This is a genomic window from Streptomyces sp. NPDC111744, assembly GCF_055634995.1.
Map to the genome: position 1 here is coordinate 48151 of NZ_JBVKCG010000017.1, position 26745 is coordinate 74895.

At 69.2% G+C, this 26745-nt stretch carries 22 protein-coding genes; 16 read left to right on the forward strand and 6 right to left on the reverse strand.

The features are described from left to right. Nucleotides 1-18: 18 nt before the first annotated feature. Both ACZ7OO_RS31125 and ACZ7OO_RS31130 read right to left on the reverse strand, forming a co-directional pair. Nucleotides 19-996, reverse strand: a complete 978-nt coding sequence (locus ACZ7OO_RS31125; protein ID WP_471509843.1) for an SUKH-3 domain-containing protein — start codon at nt 994-996, stop codon at nt 19-21. Then, nucleotides 997-5619 (reverse strand): DUF6531 domain-containing protein, encoded by a 4623-nt coding sequence (locus ACZ7OO_RS31130; protein WP_471509845.1) that lies wholly within the window; start codon nt 5617-5619, stop codon nt 997-999. Between the two features lie 337 nt (nt 5620-5956). Between ACZ7OO_RS31130 and ACZ7OO_RS31135 the strand changes: the two genes are divergently transcribed. Next, entirely contained in the window at nt 5957-6619 is a 663-nt protein-coding gene (locus tag ACZ7OO_RS31135; RefSeq protein ID WP_471509847.1) for a hypothetical protein, read from the forward strand. Next, on the forward strand, nt 6616-7653 hold the full coding sequence (locus ACZ7OO_RS31140) for a hypothetical protein (protein ID WP_471510052.1): 1038 nt from the start codon (nt 6616-6618) through the stop codon (nt 7651-7653). The genes ACZ7OO_RS31135 and ACZ7OO_RS31140 overlap by 4 nt, the downstream gene beginning before the upstream one ends. A gap of 332 nt (nt 7654-7985) precedes the next feature. Here ACZ7OO_RS31140 and ACZ7OO_RS31145 read toward each other — a convergent pair whose 3' ends face one another. Genes ACZ7OO_RS31145 through ACZ7OO_RS31155 form a run of 3 tightly spaced genes read right to left on the reverse strand, consistent with a single transcriptional unit; the run spans nt 7986 to nt 9415 of the window. Further along, nucleotides 7986-8360 (reverse strand): hypothetical protein, encoded by a 375-nt coding sequence (locus ACZ7OO_RS31145; RefSeq protein WP_471509849.1) that lies wholly within the window; start codon nt 8358-8360, stop codon nt 7986-7988. Between the two features lie 4 nt (nt 8361-8364). Then, nucleotides 8365-8646, reverse strand: a complete 282-nt coding sequence (locus ACZ7OO_RS31150) for a DUF397 domain-containing protein (protein WP_471509850.1) — start codon at nt 8644-8646, stop codon at nt 8365-8367. Further along, nucleotides 8561-9415, reverse strand: a complete 855-nt coding sequence (locus tag ACZ7OO_RS31155; protein WP_471509851.1) for a helix-turn-helix domain-containing protein — start codon at nt 9413-9415, stop codon at nt 8561-8563. Before ACZ7OO_RS31155 ends, ACZ7OO_RS31150 begins: the two co-directional genes overlap by 86 nt. A 225-nt stretch (nt 9416-9640) precedes the next feature. On the opposite strand from ACZ7OO_RS31155, the gene ACZ7OO_RS31160 reads away from it, so the two are divergent. The 10 genes from ACZ7OO_RS31160 (at nt 9641) to ACZ7OO_RS31205 (ending at nt 21222) form a co-directional block, all read left to right on the forward strand. Continuing rightward, entirely contained in the window at nt 9641-10090 is a 450-nt protein-coding gene (locus tag ACZ7OO_RS31160; protein ID WP_471509852.1) for an ATP-binding protein, read from the forward strand. 118 nt (nt 10091-10208) lie between these two features. Then, nucleotides 10209-11099 (forward strand): hypothetical protein, encoded by an 891-nt coding sequence (locus tag ACZ7OO_RS31165; RefSeq protein ID WP_471509854.1) that lies wholly within the window; start codon nt 10209-10211, stop codon nt 11097-11099. Nucleotides 11100-11263: 164 nt separating this feature from the next. Beyond that, complete coding sequence (locus ACZ7OO_RS31170) at nt 11264-12655, forward strand: nitrate/nitrite transporter (RefSeq protein ID WP_471509856.1); 1392 nt, start codon at nt 11264-11266, stop codon at nt 12653-12655. Nucleotides 12656-12743: 88 nt separating this feature from the next. Continuing rightward, nucleotides 12744-13907: a uroporphyrinogen-III synthase gene (locus tag ACZ7OO_RS31175; protein WP_471509858.1), complete on the forward strand. Its 1164-nt coding sequence runs from the start codon at nt 12744-12746 to the stop codon at nt 13905-13907. A gap of 344 nt (nt 13908-14251) precedes the next feature. Further along, the gene (locus ACZ7OO_RS31180; protein ID WP_471509860.1) at nt 14252-14851 is read left to right on the forward strand and encodes a CGNR zinc finger domain-containing protein; all 600 of its coding nucleotides are present in this window, start codon (nt 14252-14254) and stop codon (nt 14849-14851) included. Nucleotides 14852-15194: 343 nt separating this feature from the next. Beyond that, nucleotides 15195-15716 carry a sigma-70 family RNA polymerase sigma factor gene (locus tag ACZ7OO_RS31185; protein ID WP_010039908.1) on the forward strand — a complete coding sequence of 174 codons (522 nt, stop codon included), beginning with the start codon at nt 15195-15197 and terminating at the stop codon, nt 15714-15716. After that, complete coding sequence (locus ACZ7OO_RS31190) at nt 15716-16540, forward strand: anti-sigma factor family protein (protein WP_471509862.1); 825 nt, start codon at nt 15716-15718, stop codon at nt 16538-16540. The genes ACZ7OO_RS31185 and ACZ7OO_RS31190 overlap by 1 nt, the downstream gene beginning before the upstream one ends. A gap of 60 nt (nt 16541-16600) precedes the next feature. Next, a complete protein-coding gene (locus ACZ7OO_RS31195; RefSeq protein ID WP_471509864.1) occupies nt 16601-18916 on the forward strand; it encodes a HelD family protein in 2316 nt (771 codons plus the stop codon). A gap of 390 nt (nt 18917-19306) precedes the next feature. Then, complete coding sequence (locus ACZ7OO_RS31200; RefSeq protein WP_471509866.1) at nt 19307-20710, forward strand: NAD-dependent malic enzyme; 1404 nt, start codon at nt 19307-19309, stop codon at nt 20708-20710. A 230-nt stretch (nt 20711-20940) separates the two neighbouring features. Beyond that, a complete protein-coding gene (locus ACZ7OO_RS31205) occupies nt 20941-21222 on the forward strand; it encodes an HU family DNA-binding protein (protein ID WP_217784782.1) in 282 nt (93 codons plus the stop codon). A 521-nt stretch (nt 21223-21743) separates the two neighbouring features. On the opposite strand, the gene murA is transcribed toward ACZ7OO_RS31205, so the two are convergent. Beyond that, on the reverse strand, nt 21744-23084 hold the full coding sequence (murA, locus tag ACZ7OO_RS31210) for a UDP-N-acetylglucosamine 1-carboxyvinyltransferase (RefSeq protein WP_352220881.1): 1341 nt from the start codon (nt 23082-23084) through the stop codon (nt 21744-21746). A 251-nt stretch (nt 23085-23335) separates the two neighbouring features. Between murA and ACZ7OO_RS31215 the strand changes: the two genes are divergently transcribed. The 4 genes from ACZ7OO_RS31215 to ACZ7OO_RS31230 all read left to right on the forward strand — a co-directional run bounded on the left by ACZ7OO_RS31215 (nt 23336) and on the right by ACZ7OO_RS31230 (nt 26745). Then, nucleotides 23336-23908, forward strand: a complete 573-nt coding sequence (locus ACZ7OO_RS31215; protein WP_358922323.1) for a YqgE/AlgH family protein — start codon at nt 23336-23338, stop codon at nt 23906-23908. Nucleotides 23909-23972: 64 nt separating this feature from the next. Further along, a complete protein-coding gene (locus ACZ7OO_RS31220) occupies nt 23973-24254 on the forward strand; it encodes a DUF3039 domain-containing protein (protein ID WP_351746829.1) in 282 nt (93 codons plus the stop codon). Nucleotides 24255-24499: 245 nt separating this feature from the next. After that, nucleotides 24500-25789, forward strand: a complete 1290-nt coding sequence (locus ACZ7OO_RS31225) for an extracellular solute-binding protein (protein ID WP_471509869.1) — start codon at nt 24500-24502, stop codon at nt 25787-25789. 41 nt (nt 25790-25830) lie between these two features. Continuing rightward, a complete protein-coding gene (locus ACZ7OO_RS31230) occupies nt 25831-26745 on the forward strand; it encodes a carbohydrate ABC transporter permease (protein ID WP_471510054.1) in 915 nt (304 codons plus the stop codon).

The following is a 26745-nucleotide window of genomic DNA, read 5'->3' on the forward strand; positions in this document are numbered from 1 at the left end:
GCCCCGCCCGGCCCGTGATCAGTGCAGAGCTTCCGGGCGGATCGGTCTGGTGAGCCTTTCGACGGCTTCGTCGGGCGTGGCGGCCCACAGCGAGACCGTATCCATGCCCATGTAGACCGCGCCGTCCTCCGCCATGGCCAGGTACCGGTTCCGGCGGTCGACCATGCCGAGCGGGTAGAGATCGGTTCCGGCCTGCTCACCGAGGTCGTCAAGGATCTCGGCGTCCCACATCGCCAGGAGCGGGTCCAGCCGGAAGTCCGTCCACGGCATGGTGTTCAGGGGAGAGCGGTAGGGAATCCCGACCTGACCGAACTCCGCGAGGAACCGGCGCGCGGCATCGTGCATCTCGTACTCGCCGGTCTCCAGCAGGATGCTCTCCCAGGTCGTCACGGGGACCGACCGTCCCGGGAACCAGCCACCCGCCCGCAGCACCCGATCCGTCAGGGCGGGCCAGCGCCCCTCAGCCGCACTGGCATCGGGCGACACGGTGTCCAACCGTGCCCAGAACGCCGCGCCGCCACCCGGGGACACGTCGGCGGTCCGGGGGAGGGGCCGGGCACCCTGCGTCGTGACCAGCCGGTCCAGAGCCTGGCCCACGGTCGCGCCGAGCAGTTCCAGGTGGTTCCCGGCAGCGATGTAGAGCCGCCCGTCTTCGGCGATACCCAGGCGGCTGCTCCCTTCGTCCGCGCTGCCCACGGGGTACAGAGGAGTCCCGGCCTGTCGGCTCATCCAGGCGTACGTCTCGTCCTCCCACTCGGCCTGGAGGGGGTCGAACCGGATGGCCGACCGGGTTGTGACCGGGTCGGTCGGCCATCCGTACGTCACCAGCCCGCCGAAGGCGCGGAGGAAGCGTCGGGCGGCCTCGTGGGGCACGAAGGAGCCGCGCTCCCGCAAAATCCACTCCCATGTGTCCGTCGGCACCGCACGATCCGGCCGCCAGCCCGCCCGGCGAAGCACACCGTCGGTCTCAGGGGACCAGGTCAGGTCGTTCTCCACTCACACCACCGCTCTCACACCCAGTTGATCAAGAACATGCTGACAGGACGCGCAGGGCGGCTTCGGAGTGTTGTGCATGGGGTTGCCCGGCGCGCGAACGTTCACGGCCGCGCTCACCCCGCCCCGGGGATCCACCCCCGCCTTCATGGCGTCCGACAGCGCCTCGGCCTCACCGCACTTCGAGTGCGCTCCGCCGACGCTGTCCTTGATGGCTTGCGGGACCCGATCGTATGCGGCCTGTACGTCGGGATGGAGATTGTGGCTGCCGCCGCCCTTGAGGCTCGCACCGTGGAACACCTGGTCGTGCCCCGGCACCGACAGCCCGGCCGTGCTCGTCGGCCTGGTCTTCTTGCTGGCTCCCGGACGCTGCTGCTCCTGGTCGGCGCGCCGCCGGGCGGCGTCCCGCGCCGCGTCCTCGCACGAGGGCGCCAGTCCGAAGGGGTCCACGGCCGTGAAGGGATCGGCCACGTAGGCACGCGGGTTCGGCCCGGGCGCCAGCCCCAACGGGTCGACGGAGGCGTACTGGCCGGTTTCAGGGTCGTAGTGGCGGTGGTAGTTGTAGTTGAGCGCCGATTCGGGATCGTGGTACTGGCCCGGGAAGCGCAGCGGACAGTCCGCGCCGCCGGTCCCCCGGTCGTCGAGCGGCACGCCCCATACCGTGGCCCGCGCCCGCCAGGCCAACTCCCCCGCTTCGTCGAACAGTTCGGTGGGGGTGCCGACCACGTCGGTGACGATGGAGTAGAAGCGGTCGTCCACCCACTCCTGGGATCGTTCCCCGGCCCGCACCCTGTCCACCTGGGTGACCGGGCTGAAACGGTCCCGCTCCCAGTCCCACACCGTGCATACGGGCGCGTCGTCCCCCGTTCTGGCGACCTGCTCCGCCGGAACGAATCCGTCCCAGGCGAAGGTCACCTCCTCCACCACGGTCACGCCGTCGGAGGCGAACCGCCGCTTCGCGACGCGACGGCCGAAGGGGTCGTACTCATAGGCCCACTCGGTACCGTCCGGAGTGGTCACGCCGATCAGGCGGTCCTGGCTGTCCCAGCGGTACCGCCACACGTCCGGCTTGCGGGACAGGCGTTTCCTCCGCCTGACCACCACCCGGCCCTGGGCGTCGTACTCGTAGGCGATGTCCCCGGCCCTGCGGACGGTCGGTCCCGTCGCACCCTGGACGAGACCGGCCGGGAGGTCGTTCGACCACTCACCGTCGTTCAGGTTTCCGGCCGCGTCGTACGCGTAGCGTTCGGACCATGTCGCCGCACGTACGCCGGTGACGCGCCCCGAAGCGTCGTGGTCGACGCGGCGGTCGCCGTTGAGGAGATCGCCGATCGCGGCGATCGTCCCGTCCGGCCGGTAGCGGTACGAACGGTCCTGAACGCGCCGGGCTCCGCCCGTCCCCCTCGGATCGGCGTCCGTCCCGACGGTGGCGGTCTGCGAACTCAGTCTGCCGGCCGGGTCCCAGGTCTGCCTCAGGAGGACGTCGCCCGCACGGCGTTCGATCTCCCTGCCCGCCGAGTCGTACCCGAACGTGACGGTCCGGCCCGCCGTCCGGAGCGACACCGGCCGGTCGCGTCCGTCGTACTCCCACACGCTCTCGGCGTTCGACGGCGTCACACGGCGGACGCGCCTGCCCAGCAGGTCGTACTCCGAGCGCACCGTCGCCCCGTTGCACGTCTCGGCGAGGACCCTGCCGCGGGCGTCCCGCTCGTACGTGAGTTCCATACGCCCGCTGACCACACGGCGTACCTGGCCGATGGCGTCGTACGCGTACGTGGTGACGCCCTCCGGCGTCCGCTGCTCCGTGACCTTGCCGGAGTGGTCACGGACGTACTCGATCGGCTCGCCCGCGCCATTGGTCTGACCGACGAGGCGGCCGGCTGCGTCGAACCGGTAGCTCTGTTCACGTCCGCCGAAGTCCCGCTCCCGGACCAGCCGGCCCGCCTGGTCGTAGAAGTAACTCCACGCGGCGCCCTGCTGGTTGATCACCGAGGTGACGCGCAGTTCGCCGTCGTGGACGAACTCCAGACGCGAGCCGTCGGGGTCGGTACGGGCCGCCAGGAGGTCGAACCCGCCGTACTCGAAGCGGGTCACCCGGCCCTGGGGATCCGTGTGCTCGACGAGGTTGCCCTCCCCGTCGTACACCCGCAGTTCCGTGGTGCCGTCCGGCCGCACGAGCCGGGTCGGCCGGCCTTCCGGCGTCCAGCTCATCCGGGTGACCGACCCGTCCGGGTCGGTCTGGGCGACGACCCTGCCGAACGCGTCCCGCACATATCGTGTGGTCGAGCCCTCGGCGTCGGTGGACGCGACGATCAGGCCCGCCGCGTCGGTCTCCAGGAGGGCGGTTCGGCCGAGGGCGTCGGTGACCGCGGCGAGCGCGCCGTTCTCCCGGTACCGGTAGGTGACACGGGCCCCGGCGGGATCCGTTTCGGCGATCAAATTCCCACTGGTGTCGTATTCCATGCGCCAGACGTGGCCGTCGGCCTGGGTGACCGAGACGGGCTGTCCGAACGCGTTGTTCTCAGCGGCCTCCCGACTGCCGTCGGGCCTGGTCACGGAGATCGGCACGCCCAGTTCGTCGTATGCGAAACGACTCGTCCCGCCGAGGGCGTCCGTCCGGGAGAGCAGTCGGTCATGGCGGTCCCACTCGGAGTACGTGGTGTGACCGAGCGGATCGGTCACCGCGACGAGCTGGTACAGCTCGTTGTACCGGTACGTCGTGGTGTTGCCGAGCGCGTCGGTGTAGTGGGTCTCTCTGCCCTCGGTGTCGTATGCGAGGGAGCAGGAGAGGCGTCCGTCCGCGCCCTCGCCGTGCACACAGCGGTCCTGGTCGTCGTAGGTGAAGCGGTACCAGGAACCGTTGCGGTCGGTCCAAGCCGTGATGCGCGCACGATCGTCGTAGGTGAGCTTCAGGGGGAGACCGCTGGAGTTGTAGACCTCGGTGAGGTCACCGTCGGGGCTATAGCCGAAGCGCCTCAGAAGGGCGCCTCGGGGACCGTCCTCCGGACTACGCAGGCGCAGACCGGTGACGCGCTCGCCTTCGGTGTCCACATGGAGGTGACGGCCGCCCGAGTCTCGGACGGCGACCGGTGTGCCGTCGGCATCACGGTCGAAGTCGACCCGAAACCCGTTGCGGTCCGTGATCGTGACGAGGTCCAGCGTGAACGGCTCGTCGGCCGCCGCCGGCCGCTGCCGAGGAGCGAAATGGCGTGTGACGCCACTGACCGGATCGGCGATACGCAGAGGTGCGCCGGGCTCGCCGTCCATGTCCAGCGGCCAGCGCGGACCCTCCACTGGCAGCACCGATGCGCCGGACTCGGGTACCGGGTAGAGAAGGATCATGCCGTCTTCGGTGGCGAAGGCGGCTCCCTGCTCGTCCAACTCCAGGCGTTCGTCCAAGGTGGAGGCCCAGGACGAACCGAAGAACCTCCCCGACTCGTACGTCGATAGGTGAGTCCGCCGCAGGACCAACGGAAGCAGCCCGGGCAATTCGACGTCGGTCTCGGTCATGAACATCTCGCCGGAGACCATGTCGATGGGGTCGCCGTTGAGGCACCGGCTCTTGCCGGGCTTGCTCTTGGCGAGGACGTCGTCGGCCTCCTTGCGCAACCCCTTCTCGGCCAGGCTCTTCGCCATGACTTTGAGGCCGCCCTTGCCGAGCGTCTTCAGGCCCTTGGCGAGCTTGCCGAGGCTGGTGATGCCCTTGCCGCCGGGTATGCAGTCCATGGCGGCGAACGCCACATCCCATAGCGAGGCTTGGCCCTTTGAGTATTTGTAGAGCGTGTCCGCGAGGACGACGAGGGCGGCTATGAGCACGATCGCGCCGAGGATCGGCCCGCCGATGATCATTGCGATGATGCCTACCACCGTCACGACGACCTTGCAGACCGTGACGATGGTGTCCCAGTTGTCCTCGAACCAGTGGCCGACGTCCTGCCACCAGTGCCGGTTCGGGATGCCCGCGTCGGAGGCCTCGTCGATCTTCTGCTTCGCCTCACCGGCCGCGTCGTCGCGCATCTTGCGGGCGTCCTCGGCCATCTTCTTCGCGGCGTCGAGGGCGTTCTGCGCGGTGGTGACGTCCGACTGGGCCGTGGTGTGAGCGGATTTGGCGCTCTGTACGTCCCGGGTGGCGGCGCGGACCTTCGCCTCGTCCGGCTTGTCAGCACTGGATTTGCTGCCGGTGGGGTCGTCCTTGTACTTGTCGGCTTCTTTGGTGGCGCGGGTGACCCAGGAATCGGCGGAGGAGAGCCGGGACTTGGCGGAGGAGAGGTCTGACTGGGCTTCCTTCGCCTTGGCGAGGGCCTTGTCGGCCAGGGCCTGGGCGCGCTCCAGCTTCGGCCAGTAGTCCGCGAGGGCGTCGCCGCACATCTCGTAGGACTTCTTCAGCTTCTTCAGGTTCTTCGGGACGTCCTTGAACTGCTCCTTGAAGACATCCGCGGACTTGCCCGCCCATTGCAGGAGGGTGTCCTCGCCGGCCATGCCCTTGACCAGACGCAGCGCGTCGGAGACGTCGTCGGCGAAGTCATGGAGTTGGGTGGCGAGGGAGCGGACGCGTTGCGGGTCTCCGGGGGTGGGGTCCTTGTCGAGGTCGAGTGGATGCCAGTCCGCCGGCCGATACCCCGCCATGTCCCCGCAACCCCCGTCGCGTCTGTCCCATCAACAAACCTGTGCACAAGTGAAGTTACAGGGCCTGCCGGTTTGAGGTGAAGGCCGTTCCGTGATCGCCCGACGGGAGCCGCCACTGCCTTCGGGTGGTAGCCCTTTGCGTCGGCCAACTGAGGGTCGCGTCGATGTCACGGGACGGCACCAAAGCCGAGGCGGGGGAGACGAGTTGTCCGACTATGATCTGGCGTGAACGCTTCGTTCGACCGGGTCGCAGCAAATCGCTCTGGTGCATTCCGGATGGACCCCGATACCGTATTCGCTGCTTCGCAGACCCCAACCGCCCCACCAGGAGCCCACCGTGACCCGCCGTTCCCGCCTGCTCACGACAGCCACCGCCGGTGTGACGGCCGCACTGCTGCTTGCCGGCTGCGGCGGAGGCGACGGAGACAAGTCCAACTCGAACGGCAAGATCGCGGGCGCGGACACGGGGGCGTCGGCTTCGGCTTCGCCGAGTGCGTCGGCGTCGTCCGAGGCGGGCGACCGCCCGGGGATCACGCTGCCGTCGGACGTGAAGCTCACGTTCACCCCGGAAACCACGGGTGATGCCGTGAAGGATGCGATCCTGAAGGACAACGCCGAGTTCATCCGTGCCATCAACGCCGCGATCGTCGCTCAGAATCCTCGTCTCCCCGCTCTGGAGTACTACACGGAGGGCGAGGGCGCCGTGGCGGCCCAGGATTGGGTTCAGTCGTTCAAGAAGGCCGGTTGGACCGTTACTGGGACCGTGCGTTACGTCGACCGTCAGGTCAGTGTCGAGTCCAAGGACAAGGCTTCGCTGACGTACTGCGGGGATGAGAGCAAGGGCTACACCAAGGTCATCAAGACCGGAGTGATCGAGCAAACGAAGGTTGACAAGAATAGCTACGTTGCATACGGCGCTCAGGTTGAGAAGAACGACAAGGGGGTCTGGGAGCTCGTGAAGATCGCTTCTACTCGGGGGGCGGCCAAGTGCCAGCCCTGAATGGACTAGCTCGCGTTGTTGCCTTCCTCGCTGTGGGATCGATCTGCCTTACCCTCGCTCCTTCCGCACAGGCTTCCCAAGGAGCACCGACGGGCGGAGCAGTCGGAAGCGGCTCGGACACGACTACAACTGGCAACTCGTCCGGTGACGGCACTCTTTCCTCGACCGTCGGCGTGATCCGGTACGACCTTTCCAAGAACGGCTCGGGCGATTCTGTCGGTCCCGTCACCTCCACCACGTCCTGGACGCCGCCGGCGTGCTGGTACGCCCCCAAGTACAGTCCCGCCGCGCTGCAGGCGTACCTGGAGCCGATCTGGGAGGCCGGTTCGACGGGTGACGCGTGGGACGCGACCCAGCGTGACCGGTACGTCAACGGTCACCCCTACAAGGACTTCAACAAGGACGAGACCGGCAAGGGCTACTGGTGGGACTCGTACGTCAACGAGTCCTTCCCGCCCGGCTGGGACAAGTGTGACGAGCCCTACTTCTGGGTGGCCACGGGCGATGCGCCGCCGGCCAACATCAAGAACGCCGTCACGCCACAGATCCTCGCCGAACTCGCCTACAACGAGATCCGGGTGCCCTCCAAGGACGTGAGCCTGGCCCCGGCGGACAAGACGAAGGTCAACCTTCCCACATGGGCGTGGCTGGACAAGACGACGTTCAAGCGGGTCTCGGTCACCGCGCGCATCGACGCCCTGGGCATGTGGGCCACGACCACCGCCAAACCCGTCTCCCTCAAGATCGAGCCGGGCACCTCCGACGCGGTCACCTATCCGGCCTCGGGGGTCTGCGAGTTCAACAACGGCAGTGTCGGGGAGGAGTACGCCGCGGGCGACTCCGGTAAGACGCCACCCTGTGGGGTGAAGTACCTCCGGTCGTCCGGCAACGGCTCCTACCAGCTCAGGGCCACGATCACCTGGCAGATCACCTGGTCCGGCAGCGACGGCACCAAGGACCGCCAGCTGCTCGACGGCTCCTTCGGCCGGTCGCAGGACGTCACCGTGCAGGAGATCCAGTCCGTCAACAGGTGAGATGTGCCGTCCGATGACGACCGGGACCTGGCCATGTACCCGAGGGCACCTGGCCAGGTCCGCTTTTCCGCGCGTGGGCGGTTGTGGCGGCAGCGGTGGCTCCACAGGTGACGACAACGCGGCGGCCGGTACGGGAAAGGTCAGCAGCGGGCACCACCCGTTACTTCGCCCCCAAGGTCACCCTGGCCCCCGGAAAGACCACGGCGACGGTCCTCTACTGCTCCGACGAGAGCAAGGGCTTCAACAAGAACCGCAAGACCGGCAAGGTCGACCGGACGCCCTCGGACCAGAGCCCGTACGTGTTGTACAACACTCGCGTCGACAAGAACGACTCAGGCGTGTGGCAGACCACCGCTCTGACCTCGCACCGCGGCGACAAGGCCTGCGTCGGCTATTGCCGGTTCCGTCCAGTCGATCGCCCTCGCCTCCGGCCAGGTCAGCCAGATCTCCGCGAAGGCGGAGGCCGCCCAGGTGGCGTGGTCCTTGCGGACCTCGGGGGAGGTGTCCGGCGGTAGGCCTCGGTCCGCTGCCACCGGGCGCCAGGTGGCGTCGAAGTCACGTACGCCGAAGAGGCACGCGAAGCCGACGTAGTCCCTCGGCATGCCCAGCATCGACAGGCTGATGGCCGGGGACCATGCCGTCTCGGCGTGGTTCAGGCCCTCCCGCCAGGTGCGGCACTCGATCCAGCCGTGGATGTCCGTTCCCATGCGGTCACTGTGGCCGGGGCTGTGCCACGCGGGATACGAAGTGGGCCCAGGTGGAGGACCCGACCGTGAGGTGGAGGCCTGCCGGGTTCTTCGAGTCGCGGATGTGGACGGCCGCGGGGGTGGTGGCCACCTCGACGCAGTTCGAGCTGTCGCCGCTGTACGTCGACTTCCGCCAGTGAAGTATGTGCACGGTCGCTCTCTCAGATGTCCTGGATGAGGCTCTGGACGAAGTCGTGCGACTCGGCGGGGCCGAGCGCGCAGGACTCCATGTGGTCCAGCACGGCACGGTACTTGCTCAACTGTGCCTCCCCGTCGAGAAATCCGCACCCGCCGTGGTGGGTGTCGAGTTGCACCGTGTCGAGCTGCGGGACCGGGCCCTCGACGTAGTCGAAGGACTGACCTGTGCTCGGGTAGTACTCCGCGTCGAAGGGGATCACGCGCACGGTCACGTTCGGCAGTTCCCCCATGTCGAGAAGATGCTTGAGCTGACCGCGTCTGACGTCGGAGCCGCCGAACCGGATGCGAAGAGCCGACTCGTGAATGATCGCGGTATATGGAAGCGGCCTCTCGCGGTGGAGGATCCCCTGCCGTTTCATGCGGTGCGTGAGGCGGTGCTCGATCTCGTACTGCCGCATGGGCGGCACCACGGCCCTGAAGAGGGCACGGGCATGGTCGGCGGTCTGCAGCAATGCGGGAATGTGCATCGCGAGGGCCACCCGCAACCCGGTCGCGTGGTGCTCCAGTTCGGCCAGGTCGACCAACGCGGCCGGGAGGTGTTCGCGGTACTCCTCCCACCAGCCGCCCGTCCGGCGTCCGGTCATCGCGGCCAAGGCGTCGACCACAGCCCCGTCCGAGCAGTCGTACGCCGATGCAAGTGAGCGGACGCGGTCAGCGCTGAGGGAGCTGCGGCCTGTCTCGATCATGCTGACACGCCCCTGGTTGACGCCCAGAAGCGCAGCGGCCTGGGTGACGGTGAGGCCGGATCGCTCGCGGAGTTTGCGCAGCTCAGTACCGAGACGCCGTTGACGCAGAGTGGGGTTGCTGGTGGGCGGCAAGGCGTGTCCTTCCCGGCCGATGTGCGGCTCTCTTGTAACCCACAGGAGGTAAACGCGGGCACATCTCCCTGATTGTGGAGATGTATCTCCCGTTCGCGGCCTACTGTAGTGCCTGTACCGCTCAACTCCCCGCGCCCATAAGCCGGAAGCGCACCCCCATGGCAGAGCCACCGCCCGGCGCGGTCGTTGAGCGAACCCGAGTCCCGTCTCTCGTCGGAGGTCCTCGTGGACACCGTATCCCTGCCCGACACCTGGACGTACGCCCTTCGCCTGCCCCATGATCCCCGCGCGGCACGCGTCGCACGCATGACCGTACGGGCGGCACTCAGTGGCCATGGCAGACAAGAAGTCCGCGACACTGTCGAACTGTTGACGCCGGAGATGGTCACCAACGCCTTTCGGCACACGAACGGCCCCGCCTCCCTGCGGCTGACCGCCCTGCCCGGCGGACGGTTGCGGGTCGGTGTCTGGGACAGCCACCCACGCATCCCGGCCCCCTTCGGCGCACCACCCTGGGACCGGGTCCGCCGCACCCCGGCGGATGCCGAAGAGGGACGCGGGCTGCATCTCGTACAGGAGTACGCCGACACCTGGGGCGGCTGGCCGATCGGCGACGGTGGTCCGCTGGACCGTGGTGCCGGGAAGCTGTTGTGGTTCGAGGTCGGCGAATGCTGACGGCAGGTCAAGCTCCGGTCAATCCACCCGGTGGCCGTTCTCTCGGTGCATGCCACATGGAAGACTTCCTGGGTTGCAGAAGTGAAAAGAGTGGCTCGGTCGACGGGGAGCGGATGCGATGAGCGCGCGGCAGACAAGGAAGATGTTCCAGTTGATGGCCAGCGGCGAGCCCGTCGAGCTCTCCAACGCCTGGGCGTCCGTCAAGAAGCTCGCCCGACTCGCCTTCATCGCCCAGCAGTTCGGGTACGAGTACGCCGACGCACGCCACACCGGCTCCCGCAACAACGTCCTCAAGATGCTGATCGTGCCCGACCACAGCCCGCAGGGCCGGGCGCGAGCCGCGCAGAACTGGGCGCAGTATCCGAACGCCGCCGACGGGGTCTCCGTGCCGCCCCTCGTCCCCGACGCCGTCGAACTGCTCAAGGCCCGCATCCAGTTCGACCTCACCGGCAAGAACGCCGAGAAGCGGATGCTGCTCGGGGCCGGCGGCATCACCCTCGGGCTGGTGCTGGCCGCGGCGCGGGCCGGTGGGAGTGCCGGGGCCTTTGTCATCTCCGGTGTCGTATGGGTCATCCTCATGGCGGTCATGGGGCTCGGGTTCTTCGTCACCCGCGGCCGCAACGCCAAGTCCGCGCAGCGCCTCCAGGCCGCCGGGTTCATGCCGGTGACGGGTGAGGGCGGGCGGGTGCGGTATCTGCCGCCGGGCACGCCGGTGCCGGTGCCGGTGCCGATGCAGCCGGCCCCGGTCCAGCAGCCCCAGTGGCAGCAACCCCAACAGCAGCCTCCGTACCAGCAGCCGCAACCCCCGTACCAGCCCCCGCAGCAGGCCGGTCCCTACGGCCCGTACGGCACCCAGCCCCCGTACGGCACCCAGCCCGCCCCCGCCGGTTACGGTCAGCAGCCGCCCGCCCCCCACACCCCCGGTCCCTACGGCCCGCCCCCGCAGCAGCCCCCCGGTCCCTACGGGCCCTACACCCCGCCCCAGCAGTCTCCCTACTCCTCCCGCTGAGACCGGCCGCGCCCTCGACCTCTCACCCGCCCTCCCGTCAGGGTGAGAGCAACGTTCCCTTCCGGTCACCCACAGCCACAGCGTGGAAACGCCGCCTCCCTACCTTCGGGCTCAGTCACTCATCCGGAGTCGGAAGACCGAGCACACGGAGCCGTGGAGGCGTCATGACAGCCCCAGCCCCTGTCCCACCCCCTACCTCACCTCCCACCTCACGCAGCCGCTGGATCCAGCAGTGGGATCCCGAGGACGAGACCTTCTGGAAGGAGACGGGGGAGAAGGTCGCGCGGCGCAATCTGTACTTCTCCGTGTTCTCCGAGCACATCGGGTTCTCGATCTGGACCCTGTGGTCCGTGCTGGTGCTCTTCATGGGCCCGGAGTACGGGCTCACCCCGGCCGACAAGTTCCTGCTGACGTCGATGGTGACGCTGGTCGGCGCCGTCGTCCGCGTCCCCTACACCTTCGCCGTGGCGATCTTCGGTGGCCGTAACTGGACGATCATCTCGGCCGGCCTCCTCCTCATCCCGACCGTCGCCGCGTTCGCGGTGATGAAGCCGGGGACCTCGTTCGACACGTTCCTGTGGATCGGGCTCCTCGCGGGTATCGGCGGCGGCAACTTCGCCTCCTCCATGACCAACATCAACGCCTTCTTCCCGCTGAAGAAGAAGGGGTGGGCCCTCGGGCTGAACGCGGGCGGCGGCAACGTCGGTGTCGCCGCGATCCAGCTCGTCGCCCTCGCCGTCATCGGCGCGAACGGCGGGCCGCGTGTGCTGCTCGGGATCTACATTCCGCTGATCGTCGTCGCCGCCGGCTGCGCCGCGCTGTTCATGGACAACATCGAGAACGTCAAGAACGACACCGGGGCCGCCAAGGACGCCGCGAAGGACGTCCACACCTGGATCATGTCCTTCCTCTACATCGGGACGTTCGGGTCGTTCATCGGCTACAGCTTCGCCTTCGGGCAGGTGCTCACCAACCAGTTCGGCCGTACTCCGCTGCAGGCCACCTACCTCACCTTCATGGGCCCGCTGCTCGGCTCGCTGATCCGTCCCGTGGGCGGCTGGCTCGCCGACAAGTACGGCGGCTCGAAGATCACTCTGTACAACTACGTCGCCATGGCCGCCGCCACCGCCGTCCTGGTCGTGGCCAGCATGCAGAAGTCGCTGCCGCTGTTCGTCACAGCGTTCGTCGTCCTCTTCGCGCTCGCCGGCCTCGGCAACGGCTCCACGTTCAAGATGATCCCCGGCATCTTCCACACCAAGGCCCTCGTCAGGGGGCTGGAGGGCGAGGAAGCCGTCAAGTACGGGCGCCGGCTCTCCGGCGCCTCCATGGGGCTCATCGGCGCGGTCGGCGCGCTCGGCGGCGTGGGTATCAACCTCGCCTTCCGGCAGTCGTTCCTCTCCTACGGCTCCGGCACCGGCGCCTTCGTCGCCTTCCTGGTCTTCTACGGCCTGTGCTTCGCCGTGACCTGGGCCGTATACCTTCGCCGGCCGGCCGCGCAGGGCCGGTCCTCAGCCGCCACAGAGGCAAAGGCACAGCTCAGCTACGCCGAGGTGTGACGTAACACTGGTGACATGAACCCGAACCGAGCCTGTCACGCGCCGTTGACAGGCTCGGTCGGCATGCGGGTCAGCTAGGAGAGCAGCCATGGACGAGGAACAGCAGCAGCGACCGGAAGCCGGTCGGCACGGCCCTCTCGCGGGGTTCACCGTGGGGGTCACGGCCGCGCGCCGCGCCGACGAGCTCGGGGCACTGCTGCAGCGGCGTGGTGCCGCCGTGCTGCACGCCCCCGCCCTGCGCATCGTGCCGCTCGCCGACGACGGCGAACTCCTCGCCGCCACGAAGGAGATCATCGACCAGGCACCGGACGTGGCCGTGGCGACCACCGCGATCGGGTTCCGGGGGTGGATCGAGGCCGCGGACGGCTGGGGCTTCGGCGAGCAGCTGCTGGACCGGCTGCGCAACGTCGAGCTGCTGGCCCGCGGTCCCAAGGTCAAGGGCGCGGTCCGGGCCGCCGGGCTCACCGAGGAGTGGTCGCCGGCCTCCGAGTCCATGGCCGAGGTGCTCGACCGGCTCCTTGAGGAGGGCGTCGACGGCCGCCGGATCGCCGTACAGCTGCACGGGGAGCCGCTGCCGGGGTTCGTGGAGTCGCTGCGGGCCGCGGGTGCGGAGGTGCTGCCGGTGCCGGTGTACCGGTGGATGCCGCCGGAGGACCTCGGGCCGGTGGACCGGCTCCTGGACGCCGTCGTCTCCCGTTCGGTCGACGCGGTCACCTTCACCAGCGCGCCCGCCGCGGCCTCGCTGCTCTCCCGCGCCGAGACGCGGGGGTTGCAGGGCGATCTGCTCGCCGCCCTCCACCACGACGTCGTCCCGGCCTGCGTCGGCCCGGTCACCGCGCTCCCGCTCCAGGCCCTCGGCGTCGACACCATCCAGCCGGAACGTTTCCGGCTCGGCCCCCTCGTACAGTTGCTCTGCCAGGAACTCCCCTCGCGCGCACGTGCGTTGCCCATCGCCGGCCACCGGGTGGAGATCCGGGGCCACGCCGTCCTCGTCGACGACGCGCTGAAGCCGGTGCCGCCGGCCGGCATGGCCCTGCTGCGCGCACTGTCGCGGCGGCCGGGGTGGGTGGTGGCCCGCGCCGAACTCCTCCGGGCGCTTCCCGGCGCGGGGCGCGACGAACACGCGGTGGAGACGGCGATGGCCCGCCTGCGTACGGCCCTGGGTGCGCCGAAGCTGATCCAGACGGTGGTCAAGCGTGGGTACCGACTGGCGCTGGACCCGGCGGCGGACGCCAAGTACGCGGACGCGTGAACCGCCGACAGACCTCACCACGGCCCCGCACCCCCCGGCCACGACGACCCGGGTGCGCATCCTCATGAATGTGTTCCTTTCTGAACCGCCGTCCCTCACGGGTCCCTCTGGGGCGGCTCGCTGTGCGTTCGCAGGACAAAGGGTCACGGCCGGGGGCGGCCGCGGCGAGGCCTGCCGCGGTATCCGGACCGAACGGGGACGGCCCGCGCCGTGTGCGGCGGCGTCCCCGCCGGGTGCGGGTCCTACGGGAACCTCGTGGAACACCGGTACGAGGGGTTACGGCCGCCCGCCGGGCCGGGCACTGTGAGGGGACACGGTTCCCTGTCCTAGGCGGTGGCAGGCACATGGCACTGGGTACGGCGACGGCCCCGTACGAGCTGCGCTTCGACGCCGGGCGGATCTGCCTGGATCTGCTGGCGACCACGCATCCCGGCGAACGGCTCGACGCGCTCGAACCGTTGCGGGCCTGGATCACCGGTTCCGGACTCGTCCCACCGGGCACCCCGCTGACGCACGCCGACACCGGCTGGCTGGTCGCCTTCCGCGAACTAAGGGGACACGTAGGGCAGTTGGTGCGCGGGAACCGGAACCCCGCGATGACCCGCTCGTACGACCTCGCGCTCGCCGGCGTCAACGACCTGGCCCACGCCGCCGCACCCCCGGCCCCCCGTGCCGTACCCGGCGAGGACGGCTTCCTGGTGCGGGAGTTGGCCGGGCCGCCCGAGTGCGCCGCGCTGCTCGCGGCCGTCGCCCGGGATGTCGTGGAGCTGCTCACCGACCCCGTCGCGCGGGCGGCCGTCCGGGAGTGCGAGGGCGACAACTGCCCCATCGTCTACCTGGACACCTCCCGCGGGCGCAGGCGCCGCTGGTGCTCCAGCGAGGTCTGCGGGAACCGCGAGCGAGTGGCCCGGCACCGGCGCCGCGCGGCCCTCGCCCGCGCGTGACTCCCTTCGACAGCCGTCCATTTCACGGCATTTGCCGGACCTTCATCGAAGCTTCCCGGGAAGTGATTTCGACAACATTCAGTTTGTCGGTGGCAACCCCCGGGCAACGCTCGGGCGTTCGACGATGTGTCGGAAATGTAAAGATCACGCGGTGGGAATGTGTGGTCATGTCCCGCTCGTCATGTCACCTCGCAGAAAAATGTGGGGTCTTGTTGAACGCCTCGCGAGTCACTTCCGTACCGGTGGGGGAGCGACCGACTGGGGGAACCCCCGGACACCGGAGGTGGGCGTGCGCAAGGATGCGGCCGTGGCCAATGAACGTGGATCGAGGGCCCGACATCGCATGTCCCAGCCCTCGGAGCCCGATGAGGAGCTGATGCGTGCTCTGTATCGAGAGCACGCCGGACCTCTCCTTGCGTATGTCCTTCGGCTGGTCGCCGGTGATCGGCAACGCGCCGAGGACGTCGTCCAAGAGACACTCATCCGTGCCTGGAAGAACGCCGGTCAGCTCAATCGAGCGACCGGATCGGTACGCCCCTGGCTGGTGACGGTCGCGCGACGCATCGTCATCGACGGTCACCGCAGCCGGCAGGCCCGGCCGCAGGAGGTCGATCCGTCGCCGCTGGAGGTCATCCCCGCGGAGGACGAGATCGACAAGGCGCTGTGGCTGATGACGCTGTCTGACGCGCTCGACGACCTGACCCCGGCCCACCGGGAGGTGCTCGTAGAGACCTATTTCAAGGGACGTACTGTCAACGAGGCGGCCGAAACGCTGGGTATACCCAGCGGCACCGTGCGCTCACGGGTGTTCTACGCCCTGCGGTCGATGAAGCTGGCACTGGAGGAGCGGGGGGTGACGGCGTGATGAGTGTGTATGGGGGGCACGGCGGATTCGGCACAGGTGGGTCGGGTATGTCTGGTGCCATGCAGGAATCTCCGGTGCCCAATGAGCACGAGACTGTCGGCGCGTATGCGCTCGGGATTCTCGACGATGCCGAGGCAACCGCTTTCGAGGCCCATCTGGCCGGGTGCGAATGGTGCGCCCAGCAGCTCGACGAGCTGGCCGGAATGGAGCCCATGCTGGCGGCCCTGGCGGATCTGCCGGGATCCGGAAGCACACCGTCCATCGGCGAGTCGCTGTCGGCCAAACCCAGCCCGCGGATGGTCGAGAAGCTGGTCGTCGAGGTCTCCGAGAAGCGCAAGGTCCGCAGCCGGCGCGCCCTCTTCGCCCTGGCGGCCTCGGCCGCGCTGATCGTCGGCGGCCCGCTGGCCGTCCTCGCGGCGAGCGGCGGCTCGGGCAACGACAACGGCGGCGACATGGCCATGGGGCCCGCCCAGACGGCCTTCCAGACGATGTCCGACAAGAAGACGGCCACGGACCCGACCACCCATGTCACCGCGACCGTCGCAGTCGAGAAGAAGGACTGGGGCACCCACGCGGTCCTCCAGCTCAAGAACGTCAGCGGCCCGAAGAAGTGCTCGCTCATCGCCGTCGGCAAGAACGGCGAGCGCGAGACGGTGACCTCCTGGTCGGTCCCGACCTGGGGATACGGCATCACGGACGCCAAGTCGGAGAAGGCCAAGGAGCCCCTCTACGTACACGGCGGCGCCGCCTTCACCCCCAACCAGATCGACCACTTCGAAGTCATGACGTTCGACGGAAAGAAGCTGGTCTCGGTGAGCGCGTAGCTTCAGCGGGCCCCCTTCGCGTACGGTTGACGGCTGCCCAGCACGTCAGAAGGGGGCCCGGTGGCCGCTCAGGCTCAACAATCCGCGGTCGGCCCTCACGGCTCGGAACAGGACTCCGCTCAGGACTCCGTTCGGGACCGTGAGATCAGCGTCGAACAGGAACACCTCGACCGGGTGTACCAGCGCCTTGAGGAGAAGATCCACGAGGCGGAATTCCTCATGAACGACGCGGCCAAGCGCGGCCAGGTGGGCACGCCCGGCGCCCTCGCCGAGCGGGACGCGCAGGTGTTCCGGGCGGGCGTCCACCTCAACCGGCTCAACAACGAGTTCGAGGACTTCCTCTTCGGCCGGATCGACCTGCTCCTCGGCAAGGACGGGAAGAAGGGGCCCGACGGCGCCTACACCGCCGTGGAGCCCGCCGAGGGCGCGGTCCGCGCGGACAACACCGCCGACATCGCCGAGACCCTGCACATCGGCCGGATCGGCGTCCTCGACCAGGACTACGCCCCGCTGGTGATCGACTGGCGGGCACCGGCCGCCGCGCCGTTCTACAGGTCCACTCCGGTGGATCCCGGGCGTGTCGTACGACGCCGGGTGATCCGCTCCAAGGGCCGCCGGGTCCTCGGGGTCGAGGACGACCTGATGCGCCCGGAGCTGACCGCCTTCCTCGACGGCGGCGCCCTGCCCGTCATCGGCGACGGCGCCCTGATGGCCGCCCTCGGTCAGGCCCGCACCCACTCCATGCGGGACATCGTCGCCTCCATCCAGGCCGAGCAGGACCTGGTCATCCGTGCCCCCGCCGCCTCCGTCACCTATGTCGAGGGCGGCCCGGGGACGGGCAAGACGGCCGTGGCGCTGCACCGCGCCGCCTATCTGCTGTACCAGGACCGGCGCCGGTACGCGGGCGGCATCCTGATCGTCTCCCCGACCCCGCTCCTGGTCGCCTACACCGAGGGCGTGCTGCCCTCGCTCGGCGAGGAGGGCCAGGTCGCCATCCGCGCCATCGGCTCCCTCGTCGACGGCGCCGAGGCGACCCTGTACGACACGCCGGCCACCGCCCGCGCCAAGGGCTCCTCCCGGATGCTCCGGGTGCTGCGCAGGGCCGCCCGCGGAGCCCTGGAAGTCAACGGTTCACCGGCCCGGCTCAGAGTCGTCGCCTTCGGCCGCCGGCTGGAACTGGAAGCCGAGGAACTCGACCGCATCAGACACAACGCGCTCGGCGGCACGGCCCCGGTCAACCTGCTGCGGCCCCGGGCCCGCAAGCTCCTCCTGGACGCCCTGTGGAACCGCTCCGGCGCGGCCGGCCGCCACACCGATCCGGAGCTCGCCGCGGAACTGCGCTCCTCCTTCGACGAGGACATCCTCACCGAGGACCCCTTCATCGAGTTCCTCGACGCCTGGTGGCCCGAGCTGACCCCGCGGGCCGTGCTCACCGCGATGGCCGACGAGCGCCGCCTCGGCCGCTGGGCCCGCCGCATCCTCAACCCCGGCGAGATCCGCAGGGTCGCCCGCTCCCTGCGGCGGGACGGCCACTCCGTGCACGACATCGCCATGCTCGACGAACTCCAGGCCATCCTCGGCAGCCCGGCCCGCCCGCGGAAGAAGCGCGAGGTGGACCCGCTGGACCAGTTCACCGGCCTGGAGGAGCTGATGCCGACGCGCGAGGAGTCCCAGCGCGAGCGCGCCGAACGGCTCGCCCAGGAGCGCGTCGAGTACGCCCACGTCATCGTCGACGAGGCGCAGGACCTCACCCCCATGCAGTGGCGGATGGTCGGGCGCCGTGGTCGGCACGCCACCTGGACGGTGGTCGGCGACCCCGCCCAGTCCTCCTGGTCCGACCCGGACGAGGCGGCCGAGGCGCGGGACGAGGCCCTCGGCAGCCGCCCGCGCCGCCGCTTCGAGCTGACCGTGAACTACCGCAACCCGGCGGAGATCGCCGAGCTCGCGGCCAGGGTGCTGGCCCTCGCCATGCCCGGCTCCAAGTCCCCCTCGGCCGTCCGCTCCACCGGCGTCGAGCCCCGCTTCGCCGTCGTACGCGACTCGCTCGAGAAGACCGTGCGGGCGGAGGCCGAGCGGCTTCTCGACCTGGTCGACGGCACGGTCGGCGTGGTCGTCGCCATGGACCGGCGCGCGGAGGCCGCCCGCTGGCTCGCCGGGCTCGGTGACCGGGTGGTGGCCCTGGGCAGTCTGGAGGCCAAGGGCCTGGAGTACGACGCGACGGTCGTCGTGTCGCCCGCGGAGATCGCCGACGAGTCCCCGGCCGGGCTGCGGGTGCTGTACGTGGCCCTCACCCGGGCGACCCAGCAGCTGACGGTGGTCTCCGGGGAGCGGGACGAGCCGGACGCGGCCGGGGTGCCGGACCTGCTCAGGGAGTGAGCGCGGGGCCGTTCGGCTGGAGGTTTCCTGTGAAGTCCGCGGACGGGAATGGCCTTGGGGGATCTGTTTGTTAGCCTTGTCGTGACACCGGCTCGATCCAAGCCCCCGGGCCCAACCTTCGTCGCTACGAGCGACCACTTGCCGCGAGGCGAGCATGGCGGGTCGGTGTCATGAACGTCGGAGAGGCCCACATCACACTGTGATGTGGGCCTCTTCTGCTGCGCCTTCTACTGGCCGATCAAATCTCGTGTGGTGGAATTTGTTTTCCGAAAAAGTCGGCCGGTCATGAACAAAACGTCCGCAACCCAGGGCGGCTACCAAGTACTCAGGGGTAGGTGCGACGATCGGACGGCACTGACTCGCGACACGGTGAAACGAAGGAAGTCGGCCATGGCAACGGCGCCCAGCGTCTCCTACTCGATGACCATCCGGCTGGAGGTGCCAGCGAGCGGAACCGCCGTCTCGCAGCTCACCACCGCCGTGGAGTCCTCCGGAGGCTCGGTGACCGGCCTCGACGTCACCGCGTCCGGCCACGAGAAGCTGCGGATCGACGTCACCATCGCGGCCACCTCCACCGCGCACGCCGACCAGATCGTCCAGCAGTTGCGCGGCATCGAGGGCGTCACCCTCGGCAAGGTCTCCGACCGTACGTTCCTCATGCACCTCGGCGGCAAGATCGAGATGCAGTCCAAGCATCCCATCCGCAACCGTGACGACCTCTCCATGATCTACACCCCGGGCGTGGCCCGCGTGTGCATGGCGATCGCGGAGAACCCCGAGGACGCGCGCCGCCTCACCATCAAGCGCAACTCCGTTGCGGTCGTGACGGACGGCTCGGCGGTCCTGGGCCTCGGCAACATCGGCCCGAAGGCCGCGCTGCCCGTCATGGAGGGCAAGGCGGCCCTCTTCAAGCGGTTCGCCGGCATCGACGCCTGGCCGCTGTGCCTGGACACCCAGGACACCGACGCGATCGTCGAGATCGTCAAGGCGATCGCCCCCGGGTTCGCCGGCATCAACCTCGAGGACATCTCGGCCCCCCGCTGCTTCGAGATCGAGGCCCGCCTCCGTGAGGCCCTCGACATCCCCGTCTTCCACGACGACCAGCACGGCACCGCGATCGTCGTCCTCGCCGCCCTCACCAACGCACTTCGCTGCACCGGCAAGGCGATCGAGAACATCCGGGTCGTCATGTCCGGCGCCGGCGCGGCCGGTACGGCCATCCTCAAGCTGCTCCTCGCGGCCGGTGTGAAGAACGCCGTCGTCGCCGACATCCGCGGTGTCGTGCACTCGGCCCGCGAGGACCTGGTGGAGGCCCCGGCCGACTCGCCGCTGCGCTGGATCGCCGACAACACCAACCACGAGGGTCTGACGGGAACGCTGAAGGAGGCCGTGCGGGGCGCCGACGTCTTCATCGGCGTGTCGGCTCCGAACCTCCTCGACGGCGACGACGTGGCCGCCATGGCCGACGACGCGATCGTGTTCGCACTCGCGAACCCCGACCCCGAGGTGGACCCGGCGATCGCCCGCCAGACGGCCGCCGTGGTGGCCACCGGCCGCTCCGACTTCCCCAACCAGATCAACAACGTGCTGGTCTTCCCGGGTGTCTTCCGTGGCCTCCTGGACGCCCAGTCCCGTACGGTGAACACGGACATGATGCTCGCGGCCGCGAAGGCCCTCGCCGACGTGGTCACGGAGGACGAGCTGAACCCGAACTACATCATTCCGAGCGTCTTCAACGAGAAGGTCGCCGGAGCGGTGGCAGGCGCGGTACGCGAGGCAGCGAAGGGCGCCTGAGACGCTCCGGTCAAGGCGTGGCGGCCCGCAGCTTCCAGGCAAACAGCTGTGAAACTTGCCACGCCACACAATCGGCGCGTCGTGAAACACCCCCTTCGGCCCGCCCGTAGGGTATGGGCGGCAACGGATTGGCGTTCCCGCCGCAGGTGGGGGCAGGATGCGTCCCGGCCCAACATGCGGCTCAGCCGCGTGGCACGCCTCAATGGCAAGAAGAACACGGGAGTAACAACATGAACCGCAGTGAGCTGGTGGCCGCGCTGGCCGACCGTGCCGAGGTGACTCGCAAGGACGCCGACGCCGTGCTGGCCGCGTTTGCCGACGTCGTCGGCGACATCGTCTCCAAGGGCGACGAGAAGGTCACCATCCCCGGCTTCCTGACCTTCGAGCGCACCCACCGTGCCGCTCGCACCGCGCGCAACCCGCAGACCGGCGAGCCGATCAACATCCCCGCCGGCTTCAGCGTGAAGGTCTCCGCGGGCTCGAAGCTGAAGGAAGCCGCGAAGGGCAAGTGACCTTGCCGTCCGTAGGCCACGGGACGGCGTACGGCATGTAACAAGACGATGGGGCGGCCCCTCCACCAGGGGCCGCCCCATCGTCGTACAGCGAAACTCTCCGAGAACTACCGGACCGTTTCCCCGGCAGCTCCACCTTCGCGCCCAGCTCACTCCACGTGCGTCTCCGCGCTGTGTCTACCCGGGGGCTGGTCCCTGGCTTCCCCGCCGGGGGGCGCTGCCGTCGGCGGGGGTCTGGAGTTCGTGGTCGGCCGAGTGCTTTCCCGGCGGCTCCACTGTTGCGCCGGGTTCCACGGGTGTCTGCATGCGGTGTCTGCCTGGGGGCTGGCCCCTGGTTCCCCCGGCCGGGGGCGCTGTCCTTGGCCGGGGTCGGGGGTTCGTGGTGAGCCGAGCGCTTTTCCCGGCGGCTTCGCTTTTGCGCCCGGTTTCGCGGGCGTCTGCATGCGGTGTCTGCCTGGGGGCTGGCCCCTGGTTCCCCCGGCCGGGGGGTGCTGTCCTTGGCCGGGGTCGGGGGTTCGTGGTCAGCCGAGGGCTTTCCCCGGCAGCTCTACCTTCGCGCCCAGTTCCACGAGCTTCTCCATGAAGTTCTCGTAGCCGCGGTTGATGAGGTCGATGCCGTGGACCCTGGACGTGCCCTGGGCCGCCAGGGCGGCGATCAGGTACGAGAAGCCGCCGCGCAGGTCGGGGATGACCAGGTCGGCGCCCTGGAGCTTGGTCGGCCCGGAGACGACCGCGGAGTGCAGGAAGTTGCGCTGGCCGAAGCGGCAGGCCGAGCCGCCCAGGCACTCGCGGTAGAGCTGGATGTGCGCACCCATCTGGTTCAGCGCGGAGGTGAAGCCGAGCCGCGACTCGTACACCGTCTCGTGCACAATCGACAGACCTGTGGCCTGGGTGAGGGCCACGACGAGCGGCTGCTGCCAGTCGGTCTGGAAGCCGGGGTGCACGTCCGTCTCCAGCGCGATCGACTTCAGCTGGCCGCCCGGGTGCCAGAAGCGGATGCCCTGGTCGTCGATCTCGAAGGCGCCGCCCACCTTGCGGTAGGTGTTCAGGAACGTCATCATCGAGCGCTGCTGGGCGCCCCGGACGTAGATGTCGCCCTCGGTCGCCAGCGCGGCCGACGCCCAGGACGCGGCCTCCAGACGGTCCGGGAGGGCCGCGTGGGTGTAGCCGCCGAGCTGGTCCACGCCGGTGATGCGGATGGTCCGGTCGGTGTCCATCGCGATGATCGCGCCCATCTTCTGCAGCACGCAGATGAGGTCCTCGATCTCCGGCTCGACGGCCGCGTTGGACAACTCCGTGACGCCCTCGGCGAGTACGGCCGTCAGCAGCACCTGCTCGGTCGCGCCGACCGACGGGTACGGCAGCCGGATCTTCGTACCGCGCAGCCCCTTCGGCGCCTCCAGGTACTGGCCGTCCGCGCGCTTCTCGATGCTCGCGCCGAACTGCCGCAGCACGTCGAAGTGGAAGTCGATGGGGCGGCCGCCGATGTCACAGCCGCCCAGGCCCGGGATGAAGGCGTGCCCGAGCCGGTGCAGCAGCGGACCGCAGAACAGGATCGGGATACGGCTGGAGCCCGCGTGGGCATCGATGTCAGCGACGTTCGCGCTCTCCACGTACGTCGGATCCAGCACCAGCTCGCCGGGCTCCTCACCCGGACGGACCGTCACCCCGTGCAGCTGGAGCAGGCCGCGTACGACACGCACGTCACGGATGTCCGGAACGTTGCGCAGCCGACTCGGCGCACTGCCCAGCAGGGCGGCGACCATGGCCTTCGGTACGAGGTTCTTCGCACCGCGGACACGGATCTCGCCCTCCAGCGGGGTGCCGCCGTGGACAAGCAGGACATCGTCGTTGACGGTCATGAATCTCGCGTTCCGTGGAGTGGGGCAGGGCCGGGAAGACAGAGTAATCGCCTATCGGCTCCCCGCCGTAAGCCCAAGTACCGCCCAGCTGTGTCATAGCTGTGTCACAACACGAACGGTTCCTCGTCCGGCACATGGGGTCACCGCCCGTCACCGTGCGCCGGGGTCGCTCCCTTCCGCCCTGAGCTGCATTCACTCACACACCCTGATTGGCTCCCCACGCGAAGGGAAGATGCGGGATCATGTCAGGCATGACCGAGGTGTCCTCGCTCACAGGGCGGCTGCTCGTGGCCACGCCCGCCCTGGCGGACCCGAACTTCGACCGCGCGGTGGTGCTCCTTCTCGACCACGACGAGGAGGGCTCCCTCGGTGTCGTCCTCAACCGTCCCACCCCGGTGGACGTCCGGGACATCCTGGAGGGCTGGGCCTCTCTCGCCGGCGAGCCCGGGGTCGTCTTCCAGGGCGGGCCGGTGTCGCTGGACTCCGCGCTCGGCGTCGCGGTCATCCCGGGCGGTGCCAACGGCGACCGGGCCCCGCTCGGCTGGCGCCGGGTGCACGGCGCGATCGGCCTGGTCGACCTGGAGGCCCCGCCGGAGCTGCTCGCCTCGGCCCTCGGCTCCCTGCGGATCTTCGCCGGTTACGCCGGCTGGGGCCCCGGCCAACTGGAGGACGAACTGGTCGAGGGCGCCTGGTACGTCGTCGAGTCAGAGCCCGGCGACGTCTCCTCACCGTCCCCCGAGAGACTCTGGCGCGAGGTGCTCCGCCGCCAGCGCAACGAGCTGGCCATGGTGGCCACCTACCCGGACGATCCCTCGCTCAACTGACGGTGGCAGCGACGGTGGCCCTTCTCCCCACCGTTGTCCGGGCGCTTCAGTACCCTTGGGCCTTATGAGCACTCTTGAGCCCGAGCGCGGGACTGGTACGGGGACCCTCGTAGAGCCGACGCCACAGGTGTCCCACGGCGACGGCGACCACGAGCGCTTCGCCCACTACGTCCAGAAGGACAAGATCATGGCGAGCGCCCTCGACGGGACCCCCGTCGTGGCGCTGTGCGGCAAGGTGTGGGTGCCGGGCCGTGACCCGAAGAAGTACCCCGTGTGTCCCATGTGCAAGGAGATCTACGAGTCCATGGGCAGCGGCGGCGACGGCGAGGGCGGCAAGGACAAGTAACACCCCCAGGTCTTGCCGGGCCCCGGGCACGCTTTGGCGTGCTCCGGGGCCTTTGTCGTATCCGTGCGTTGCACGGGGTGCGTCCCCCGGTCACAGAGTGGTCGAGACCTCTTGTCGGCATGTTCATGTTTTCCCTACCCTCTGGTGTTGTGCAGAGCGAAACCGCCGTTGCACATGTTGCAACGGATGCGGTGTTTGCAGTGTCTCGAACGCTTACGCTTCAGCGCGCTCCGGAGGGTCACTCCATGAAGCTCCCCGTCCCCGCATTCCTCGTCGTCGCCCTGTTCCTGGCCGCCTGCGCCCCGCAGACCTCCTCCAACTCCGCCTCCGACAAGGACGACAAGAGCGGCACCCTGCGGGTGTGGCTCTTCCAGGAGGTCGGCAACGACCCCAAGCAGAAGGTCGTCGACTCGGTCGTCGCCGACTTCGAGAAGGCGCACACCGGCACCAAGGTCGACGTGGAGTACATCCCGGTCGACACGCGCGCGCAGCGGGTCAAGGCCGCGTTCAACGACCCGGATTCGGCTCCTGACGTGATGGAGTACGGCAACACCGACACCGCCGGTTACGTACGGGACGGCGGGCTGCTCGACGTCACCAGGGACTTCGGCGCGTGGCCCGCGGCCAAGGACACCGACCCGACCGCACGCCAGTCGGTCACCGTCGGCGGCAAGGTCTACGGCGCCCCCTTCTACGTCGGTGTCCGCGCCCTCTACTACCGCACGGACGTCTTCAAGGACCTCGGCCTCAAGCCGCCGGCGACGCTGGCGGAGCTGGCGTCCACGGCCCGCGCCGTCCGCAAGGCCGAGCCCGGCCTGTACGGCCTGGTCGTCGGCGGCGCCTACACCTATGGCGCGATGCCCTTCATCTGGGCCAACGGCGGCGAACTCGCCACCGCCAAGGGCGGCTCGTACACCTCCGCGATCGGCGGCGCGGCCGCCCAGAAGGGCATCAAGGAGTACACGTCACTCTTCGGCGACGACAACTGCCCGGCCGCCAAGTGCGCGGGCTTCGGCGGCAACGACACGGTCACCGCGTTCGCCGCGGGCAAGGCGGGCATGGCGATCGGGGGTGACTTCAGCCATGCGGCGGTGGAGGCGGGCGCGGTCAAGGGCAAGTACGCGGTGGTGCCGCTGCCGGGGGTCACGGCCGGATCCGTCGCGCCGGCCTTCGCCGGCGGGAACAACATCGGGGTGCTGAAGAGCACGACCCATCGCACCCTGGCCGTCGAGCTGATGGAGGAGCTGACCTCCAAGAAGACTCAGGCCGCGATGTTCGACGCGATGGGGTTCCTGCCGACGTTCACGGACGTCCGTGACCAGGCGGCCGCGAAGGAGCCGTTCGTGAAGCCGTTCGTGGCCACCCTGGCGGCCGGGACGAAGTTCGTGCCGGCGTCGGCGGGGTGGTCGCAGATCGACTCGTCGCTGGTGCTGCCGACGATGTTCCAGGAGGTCATCAGCGGTAAGAAGAGCGTGGCGGCGGCTTCGGGGGAGGCGGCGAAGAAGATGGACGCGGCGTTCGGGGCTGCGGGGTGACGCCCGATGGGTCGGGGGTTGCGGTGCGTGCGCGGGGGCGGGTGCGTGGGGGCCGTTCGCGCAGTTCCAGGGGCCCCCTGCGGGGCGCTGGGTGGAGCCCTTGGCTGTATCTCGCGCCTGCTCTTGTGATCCTCGGAGGGTTGCTTCTCTACCCCATCTGGCAACTCGGGCTGATCTCCGTCTTCCGCTACACCCAGGCCCAGGTCAGCGGCGGCGAACCGACCGCCTTCGTGGGCCTTGGGAACTACGCGGATGTGTTCGGCGACAACCAGTTCTGGACCGTCCTCCTCGCCACCGTCCTCTTCGCCGCCGCCTGTGTCGTGTCGACGCTCGCCGTCGGATGTGCGCTCGCCGTGTTGCTCACGCGGGTGCGTGCGGTGCCGCGGACGGCGTTGATGCTGGCCGCGCTCGGGGCCTGGGCGACCCCGGCCGTCACCGGGTCGACCGTCTGGCTGTTCCTCTTCGACCCGGACTTCGGGCCCGTCAACCGTGTCCTGGGGCTCGGTGACCACTCCTGGACGTACGGGCGTTACAGCGCCTTCCTCCTCGTCCTGCTCGAAGTGGTCTGGTGCTCCTTCCCGTTCGTCATGGTCACCGTGTACGCAGGGATCCGCGCCGTACCGTCCGAGGTGCTGGAGGCCGCCGCGCTGGACGGGGCCTCGCAGTGGCGGATCTGGCGGTCCGTGCTGGCGCCGATGCTGCGGCCGGTCCTGACGGTCGTCACCATCCAGTCGGTGATCTGGGACTTCAAGGTCTTCACGCAGATCTACGTGATGACCGGCGGGGGCGGGATCGCCGGACAGAACCTGGTGCTCAACGTGTACGCCTACCAGCAGGCCTTCGCCTCCTCGCAGTACGGGCTCGGCGCCGCCGTCGGTGTCGTCACCCTGCTGATCCTGCTCGCCGTGACCCTCGGCTATCTGCGGCTGCTGCGCCGGCAGGGGGAGGAGCTGTGA